Origin of the sequence: Pseudomonas sp. 57B-090624 (assembly GCF_003234055.1) — a bacterium.
GTDB classification, from domain to species: Bacteria; Pseudomonadota; Gammaproteobacteria; order Pseudomonadales; family Pseudomonadaceae; genus Metapseudomonas; species Metapseudomonas tohonis.
Map to the genome: position 1 here is coordinate 135,354 of NZ_QKRU01000006.1, position 8,867 is coordinate 144,220.

The window sequence follows — 8,867 nt, forward strand, 5'->3', positions numbered from 1 at the left end:
ATGAACCAACCCGACAACCTCTCCCTGGTGCAGCGCTTCATCCGCCTGCCGCTGGCACAGCGCCAGGCCTTCCTCGACAAGCTGCGCAGCAAGAACATGAGCTTCTCGGCGCTGCCGATACCGGTGACGCGCCACGAGTTCCCCTCGCTGGAGCTGTCCTACGCCCAGGAGCGTCAATGGTTCCTCTGGCGCCTGGACCCCGACAGCGCCGCCTACAACATGCCCACCGCCCTGAGGCTGCGGGGTGCCCTGGATATCGAGGCGCTGCAACGCAGCGTCGACGGCCTGCTCGAACGCCACGAGGTCCTGCGCACGGTGTTCGTCGAGGACGGGCAGGGCCTGCGCCAGGTGGTGGTCGAGGCCGGCCGCCTGGCGATCGAGTTCCAGGCCCTCGAAGGCGCTGTCGACGAGGGGGCGATCAAGGCGTTCGTCGATGACGAAGTCGCCCGCCCGTTCGACCTGCAGCGGGGGCCGCTGGTGCGGCTGAAGCTGCTGAGGCTGGCCCAGGACGACCATGTGCTGGTCCTCACCCTGCACCACATCGTTTCCGACGGCGCCTCCTCGCAGGTGATGGTCGAGGACCTGATCGAGCTCTATCTCGCCCATGCCAGCGGTCGAGCGGCGGCGCTTGCGCCGCTGCCGATCCAGTACGCGGACTACGCGATCTGGCAGCGGAAGTGGATGGAAGCCGGCGAGCAGCAACGCCAGCTGGCCTACTGGACCGAACGGCTGGGCGATGCCGGCAGCGTGCTGTCGCTGCCGGCCGACCGTGCCCGACCGCTGGTCCAGAGCCATCGCGGTGCGCGCCTGGACCTGCAGCTGGAGACCGCGCTGGCCTCGGCGTTGCGCGAGCTGGCCCAGCGCCAGGGGCTGACCCTGTTCATGGTGCTGCTGGCATCGTTCCAGGCCCTGCTGCACCGCTACAGCGGGCAAGCGGACATCCGCGTCGGCGTGCCGATCGCCAACCGCAACCGCGTGGAAACCGAGCGCCTGATCGGCTTCTTCGTCAATACCCAGGTGCTGGATGCGGATATCCGTGGCGACATGCCCTTCACCGATCTGCTGGCGCAGGTCAAGCAGGCCGCCCTGGGTGCGCAGGCGCATCAGGACCTGCCGTTCGAACAGGTGGTGCAGGCCCTGGCCCCCGAGCGTCAGCTCAGCCATGGCCCGCTGTTCCAGGTGATGTTCAACCACCAGAGCGATGGGGCGGGCCAAGCCCTGCAACTGCCGGGCCTGCGGGTGGAGAGCCTGGACTGGAGCGCCCACACCGCCCAGTTCGACCTGACCCTGGACACCCTGGAAGCCGCCGGCGAACTCACTGCCTCGCTGACCTACGCCACCGACCTGTTCGATGCGGGCACCGTCTCGCGCCTGGCCGGCCATTGGCTCAACCTGCTGCGCGGCATCGTCGCCGACCCGCAGTGCCGCGTCGGCGAACTGCCGCTGCTCGATGCCGAGGAGCGCCAGGCGAACCTACGGCAGTGGAACCCGGCGGCCCGTGATTTCGACGTCACCCAGTGCGCCCATCAGCGCATCGCCGAGCAGGCACGCCTGCGCCCGGAGGCCATCGCCCTGCGCTTCGAGGCGCAGACCTTGAGCTATGGCGAGCTCGATACCTGGGCCAACCGCCTGGCTCACCAACTGATCGAGCGTGGCGTCGGCCCGGATGTGCGGGTGGGCTTGGCCACCGAGCGTGGCCTGGAAATGGTGGTGGGCCTGCTGGCGATCCTCAAGGCCGGTGGCGCCTATGTGCCGCTGGACCCGAGCTACCCCGAGGATCGCCTGGCCTACATGATCGAGGACAGCGGCATCCGCCTGCTGCTGACCCAGCCAGCCTTGCTGCAAAGCCTGCCGATCCCGGCGAAGGTAGAGGCGCTGCTGCTGGAGGGCGCGGCGGGTTATCCCGAGCACGAGCCACAGGTGGCGATGTCGCCGGCCAACCTGGCCTATGTGATCTACACCTCCGGCTCCACCGGCAAGCCCAAGGGCACGTTGCTGCCCCACAGCAACCTCATGCGGCTGTTCCAGGCCACTGAAGGCTGGTTCGACTTCGGCCCCCAGGACGTCTGGTCGCTGTTCCATTCCTATGCCTTCGATTTCTCGGTCTGGGAAATCTTCGGCGCGCTGCTCTACGGCGGCGAGCTGGTGATCGTGCCCCACGATGTGAGCCGCTCGCCGCAGGACTTCCACGCGCTGCTGGTGAGCACCGGCGTCACCGTGCTCAACCAGACGCCCTCGGCCTTCAAGCCGCTGATGCAGATCGCCTGCGCCGCCCAGGATGAGCTGGCGCTGCGTTACGTGGTGTTCGGTGGCGAGGCCCTGGACGTGCACAGCCTGCGCCCCTGGTTCGAACGTTTCGGCGATACCGCGCCGCAGCTGATCAACATGTACGGCATCACCGAGACCACGGTGCACGTCACCTACCGACCGCTGTCCCTGGCGGACCTGGAACATGACGCCAGCAGCCCCATCGGCGAGCCGATCCCGGACCTGTCCTGGTACCTGCTCGACGGCGATCTCAACCCGGTGCCCCGTGGCTGCATCGGTGAGCTCTACGTGGGTCGTGCCGGCCTGGCGCGGGGCTACCTGAACCGTGGCGACCTCACCGCACAGCGTTTCATCCCCGACCCCTTCGGCGAGCCCGGTGCGCGCCTGTATCGCACCGGCGACTTGGCGCAGTACCGCAGCGATGGCGTCATCCAATACGTGGGGCGCATCGACCACCAGGTGAAGATCCGTGGTTTCCGCATCGAGCTGGGTGAGATCGAGGCGCGCCTGGCTGCGCTGGATGCCGTGCGAGAGGCCGTGGTGCTGGCCCATGAAGGGCCGACCGGCACGCAACTGGTGGGCTACGTGCTGCCAGCGAGTCCGCTGGAGGATGCCGGCGCATTGCGTGACGCCCTGAAAACCGGGCTGAAGGCCGAACTGCCGGACTACATGGTGCCGACGCACCTGCTGTTCGTGGAGCGCTGGCCGCTGACCGCCAACGGCAAGCTGGATCGCAAGGCGCTGCCGCAGCCGGATGCGAGCCAGGCGCAGCAGCACCATGTGGCGCCGCAGAGCGAGCTGGAGCAACGCCTGGCACTGATCTGGCAGGACGTGCTGAAGCTGGAGCGGGTAGGGCTCAACGACAACTTCTTCGAGCTGGGCGGGCACTCGTTGCTGGCCACCCAGATGGTGTCGCGGATTCGCCAGGAGCTGGGGCTCGACCTGCAGCTTCGCCAACTGTTCGAGAATGCCGACTTCAAGGCCTGCGTGAAGGTGCTGGAACAATCCGCAGGTGTGCAGACCCTGTCCATTCCACGGGTGGATCGCGGGCAGAGCCTGCCGCTGTCCTATGCCCAGCAGCGCCAGTGGTTCCTCTGGCAGATGGAGCCGGGCAGCGCCGCCTATCACATTCCTGCAGCGCTGCGGATCGAGGGCGAGCTCGACATCGAGGCATTGCAACGGGCCTTCGCGGGCCTGGTGCAGCGTCACGAAAGCCTGCGCACCACCTTCGTCCAGAGTGATGGACAGGCCCGTCAACTGATCCACCCCGACCTGCCGTTGGTGCTGTCGCCCGAGGTGGAGGAGGGCGCGGACGAGGCGTACATCCGCGCCTTCGTGCAGAAGCAGGTCAGCGAACCCTTCGACCTCGAGAAGGGCCCGCTGCTGCGGGTCGGCCTGCTGCGCATCGCGCCGCAGGCGCATGTGCTGGTGCTGACCCAGCACCACATCGTCTCCGATGGCTGGTCGATGCAGCTGCTGGTGCAGGAACTGATGGAGGGCTATGCGGCCCATGGCCAGGGCCTGGCCGTGCGCCAGGACGCCTTGCCCATCCAGTACGCGGACTATGCCGCCTGGCAACGCCAGTGGATGGAGGCGGGCGAGCGCGAACGCCAGCTGGCCTACTGGACCGCCGCCCTGGGCGACGAGCACCCATTGCTGGAGCTGCCCACCGACCGCCCACGCCCGGCCCAGCAGAGTTTCGCCGGTGCCCGCCTGGCCATCGAGCTGCCGCCGGCATTGGCCGGGCAACTCGCCCAGCTGGCGCAGCGCGAGGGCGTGACCCTGTTCATGGTGCTGCTGGCCTCGTTCCAGGCGCTGTTGCATCGCTACAGCGGGCAGGCGGATATCCGCGTCGGCGTACCGATCGCCAACCGCAACCGCGTGGAGACCGAGCGCCTGATCGGCTTCTTCGTCAACACCCAGGTGCTCAGGGCCCAGGTCGATGGGCAGGTGCGCTTCGCCGATCTGCTCGGGCAGGCCCGGGATGCGGCGCTGGGCGCGGAAGCGCACCAGGACCTGCCCTTCGAACAGCTGGTGGATGCCCTGCGTCCGGAGCGCAGCCTGAGCCACAGCCCACTGTTCCAGGTGCTCTACAACCACCAGAGCGCCGGTCGTGAGGCGCTGCCGTCCCTTCCCGGGCTGACGCTGAAAGCGCAGGACTGGGACAGCCACACTGCCCAGTTCGACCTGACCCTGGACACCCTGGAAGCCGCCGGCGAACTCACCGCCTCGCTGACCTACGCCACCGACCTGTTCGATGCAGACACCGTCTCGCGCCTGGCCGGCCATTGGCTCAACCTGCTGCGCGGCATCGTCGCCGACCCGCAGTGCCGCGTCGGCGAACTGCCGCTGCTCGATGCCGAGGAGCGCCAGGCGAACCTGCAGCAGTGGAACCCGGCAGCCCGTGATTTCGACGTCACCCAGTGCGCCCATCAGCGCATCGCCGAGCAGGCACGCCTGCGCCCGGAGGCTATCGCCCTGCGTTTCGAGGCGCAGACCCTGAGCTATGGCGAACTCGATGCCTGGGCCAACCGCCTGGCTCACCAGCTGATCGAGCGCGGCGTGGGCCCGGATGTGCGGGTGGGCTTGGCCACCGAGCGTGGCCTGGAGATGGTGGTGGGCCTGTTGGCGATCCTCAAGGCCGGTGGCGCCTATGTGCCCCTGGACCCGAGCTACCCCGAGGACCGCCTGGCCTACATGATCGAGGACAGCGGCATCCGCCTGCTGCTGACCCTGCCAGCCTTGCTGCAGCGCCTGCCGATCCCGGCGACGGTGGATGCATTGCTGCTGGAGGGCGCGACGGGCTACCCCGAGCACGAGCCGCAGGTGGCGATGTCGCCGGCCAACCTGGCCTATGTGATCTACACCTCCGGCTCCACCGGCAAGCCCAAGGGCACGTTGCTGCCCCACAGCAACATCATGCGGCTGTTCCAGGCCACCGAAGGCTGGTTCGACTTCGGCCCCCGGGACGTCTGGTCGCTGTTTCATTCCTATGCCTTCGATTTCTCGGTCTGGGAGATCTTCGGCGCGCTGCTCTACGGCGGCGAGCTGGTGATCGTGCCCCACGACGTGAGCCGTTCGCCGCAGGACTTCCACGCGCTGCTGGTGAGTGCCGGTGTCACCGTGCTCAACCAGACGCCCTCGGCCTTCAAGCCGCTGATGCAGGTGGCCTGCGCCGATTCGCGCCACTTGGCGCTGCGCTATGTGGTGTTCGGTGGCGAGGCCCTGGACGTGCACGGCCTGCGCCCCTGGTTCGAACGTTTCGGCGACACCGCGCCGCAGCTGATCAACATGTACGGCATCACCGAGACCACGGTGCACGTCACTTACCGACCGCTGTCCCTGGCTGATCTTGAGCATGACGCCAGCAGCCCCATCGGCGAGCCGATCCCGGACCTGTCCTGGTACCTGCTCGACGGTGAGCTCAACCCCGTGCCCCGTGGCTGCATCGGCGAGCTCTACGTGGGCCGTGCCGGCCTGGCGCGGGGCTACCTGAACCGTGGCGACCTGACCGCACAGCGCTTCATTCCCAATCCCTTCGGCGAGCCCGGTGCACGCCTGTACCGCACCGGCGACCTGGCGCAGTACCGCAGCGACGGCGTCATCCAATACGTGGGACGGATCGACCATCAGGTGAAGATCCGTGGTTTCCGTATCGAGCTGGGCGAGATCGAGGCGCGCCTGGCCGCACTGGATGCCGTGCGTGAGGCTGTGGTGTTGGCCCATGAAGGGCCGACCGGCACGCAGCTGGTGGGCTACGTGCTGCCAGCGAGTCCGCTGGAGGATGCCGGGGTATTGCGTGACGCCCTAAAAACCGAGCTGAAGGCCGAGTTGCCGGACTACATGGTGCCGACGCACCTGCTGTTCGTGGAGCACTGGCCGCTGACCGCCAACGGCAAGCTGGACCGCAAGGCGCTGCCGCAACCGGATGCGAGCCAGGCGCAGCAGCACTACGTGGCGCCGCAAAGCGAGCTGGAGCAGCGCCTGGCGCTGATCTGGCAGGACGTGCTCAAGCTGGAGCGGGTAGGGCTCAACGACAACTTCTTCGAGCTGGGCGGCGACTCGATCATCTCCATCCAGGTGGTGAGCCGCGCCCGTCAGGACGGCATCCGCATCACGCCCAAGGACCTGTTCCAGCACCAGACCGTCCACGCGCTGGCCGGCGTTGCGCAGGTGGGCGACGAAGCCTTCGCCGTGGACCAGGGGCCGGTCCTGGGCAGCACGCCCTTGCTGCCGATCCAGCAAGCCTTCTTCGCCGAGCCCATCCCCGAACGCCATCACTACAACCAGTCGGTGTTGCTGGCCCCGGCCAGCCCGTTGCAGCCCGGGGTGCTGGAGCAGGCCCTGCGCAGCCTGGTCAGGCATCACGATGCCCTGCGCCTGAGCTTCGTCGAGGGCGTGGAAGGCTGGGAAGCGACCCACCGTGACCTCGACCGCCAGGAGCAGGATTGGGCACACGCCAGCCTGCTCTGGGAGGCCCGTGTCGCGGATGCCGCCGCCCTGGACGCGCTGCTCGAGCGGGCCCAGCGCAGCCTGGACCTGCAGGACGGCCCGCTGCTGCGCGCGGTGCTGGCCACCCTGGCGGACGGCACCCAGCGCCTGCAGCTGGTGGTCCACCACCTGGCGATCGATGGCGTCTCCTGGCGCATCCTCTTCGACGACCTGCAGACCGCCTACCGCCAGGTGCAGGGCGGCGAGCCGGTGCGGCTGCCGCCAAAGACCAGTTCGGTCAAGGCGTTCGCCGAGCAGATGCAGCGCCATGCCCGCAGCGAAACCCTGCAACGGCAGCTGGGGTTCTGGCAGGAGCACCTGCGGGACGCTTGCGCCGAGCTGCCCTGCGAACACCCGGATGCACCCCGTGAGGCGCGCCTGGCGCGCACCCTGTTCACCCAGCTGGGCCGGGAGGCGACCCGACGCCTGTTGCAGGAGGCCCCCAAGGCCTACCGCACCCAGGTCAACGACCTGCTGCTCACCGCTCTGGCACGGGTGATCTGCCGCTGGACCGGGCAGCCGAACACCCTCATCCAGCTGGAAGGCCATGGCCGTGAGGAGCTGTTCCCCAGCATCGACCTGACCCGCACCCTCGGCTGGTTCACCAGCCTGTTCCCGGTGAAGCTCACGCCGGCGGGCGCCCTGGCGGCGTCGATCAAGGCGATCAAGGAGCAGCTGCGGGCCGTTCCCGACAAGGGCACGGGCTTCGGTGCGCTGCGCTACCTGGGGGACGAGAACGCCCGTGCAGCGCTGCGGGCACTGCCCGAGCCGCGCCTGACCTTCAACTACCTCGGCCAGTTCGACGGCAGCTTCGACGACAGCCAGGCGGCACTGTTCCGCCCGGCCCGCGAGGGTTCCGGCGCCGACCACAGCCCGCTGGCGCCCCTGGGCAACTGGCTGAGCCTCAACGGCCAGGTGTACGAGGGCGAGCTGAGCCTGGGCTGGACCTTCAGTCGCGAGCAGTTCGACGAGCAGACGATCCAGCGACTGGCCGATGACTATGCCGCCGAGCTGGAGCAGCTGATCGAACACTGTGCCCAGCCGATCAACCAGGGCGTGACGCCCTCGGACTTCCCCCTGGCCGGGCTTGGCCAGGGGCAGCTGGATGCGCTGCCGGTTTCCGCCCGCGAGGTCGACGACCTCTACCCGCTGACGCCGATGCAGCAGGGCATGCTGTTCCACAGCCTGTATGAGCCGGGCACCGGCCACTACATCAACCAGATGCGCCTGGACATGCAGGGGCTCGACCCCGAGCGTTTCCAGCGGGCCTGGCAGGAAGCCGTGGACGCTCATGACATCCTGCGCAGCCGGTTCATCTGGGAGGGTGGCCTGGAGCGGCCGCTGCAGGTCGTCCAGCGCCAGGTCGAGGTGCCCTTCGCACGGCACGACTGGCGTGGCCGCGATGATCTGGCCACCGCGCTCGATGCCCTGGCGACCGCCGAGCTGGAGCAGGGCTTCGACCTGGCCCGTGCGCCCTTGCTGCGCCTGGCCCTGGTGCAGGTCGGCGAAAGCGCCTGGCACCTGGTCTATACCCACCACCACATCCTCATGGATGGCTGGAGCAATTCGCAGCTGCTCGGCGAGGTGCTGCAGCGCTATGCGGGGCAGCAGGTGGTGCGCCAAGGCGGGCGCTACCGCGACTACATCGCCTGGCTGGCGGGGCGCGATCCCGTTGCCAGCGAAACCTTCTGGCGTGGCCAACTGGCGGCCCTCGACGCGCCGACCCGCCTGGCCGGGCCGGACCAGCCGCGCGCCTCCCGGGCCGACGAGCCCAGCCACGGCAGCGTCCACCGCTCGCTTTCGCGGGAGGAATGCCAGCGCCTGGGCGAGTTCGCCCGGCAGCAGAAGGTCACGCTCAATACCCTGGTGCAGGCCGCCTGGCTGTTGCTGCTGCAACGCCACACGGGGCAGGACGGCGTGGCGTTCGGCGCCACGGTGGCCGGTCGCCCGGCCGAACTGCGGGGCATCCAGGAGCAGATCGGCCTGTTCATCAACACCTTGCCGGTGATCGCCAGCCCGCGTCCCGAGCAATCCCTCGTCGATCTGCTGCAGGCGTTGCAGGCGCAGAACCTGGCGCTGCGCGAGCACGAGCACACGCCGCTGTACGA

Annotated in this window: 1 protein-coding gene; it reads left to right on the top strand. The window is 68.5% G+C overall.

What is annotated here, in order from left to right:
* On the top strand, positions 1-8,867 hold an 8,867-nt coding region (locus tag DMX10_RS04590), incomplete at its 3' end, for a non-ribosomal peptide synthetase (RefSeq protein ID WP_111260001.1).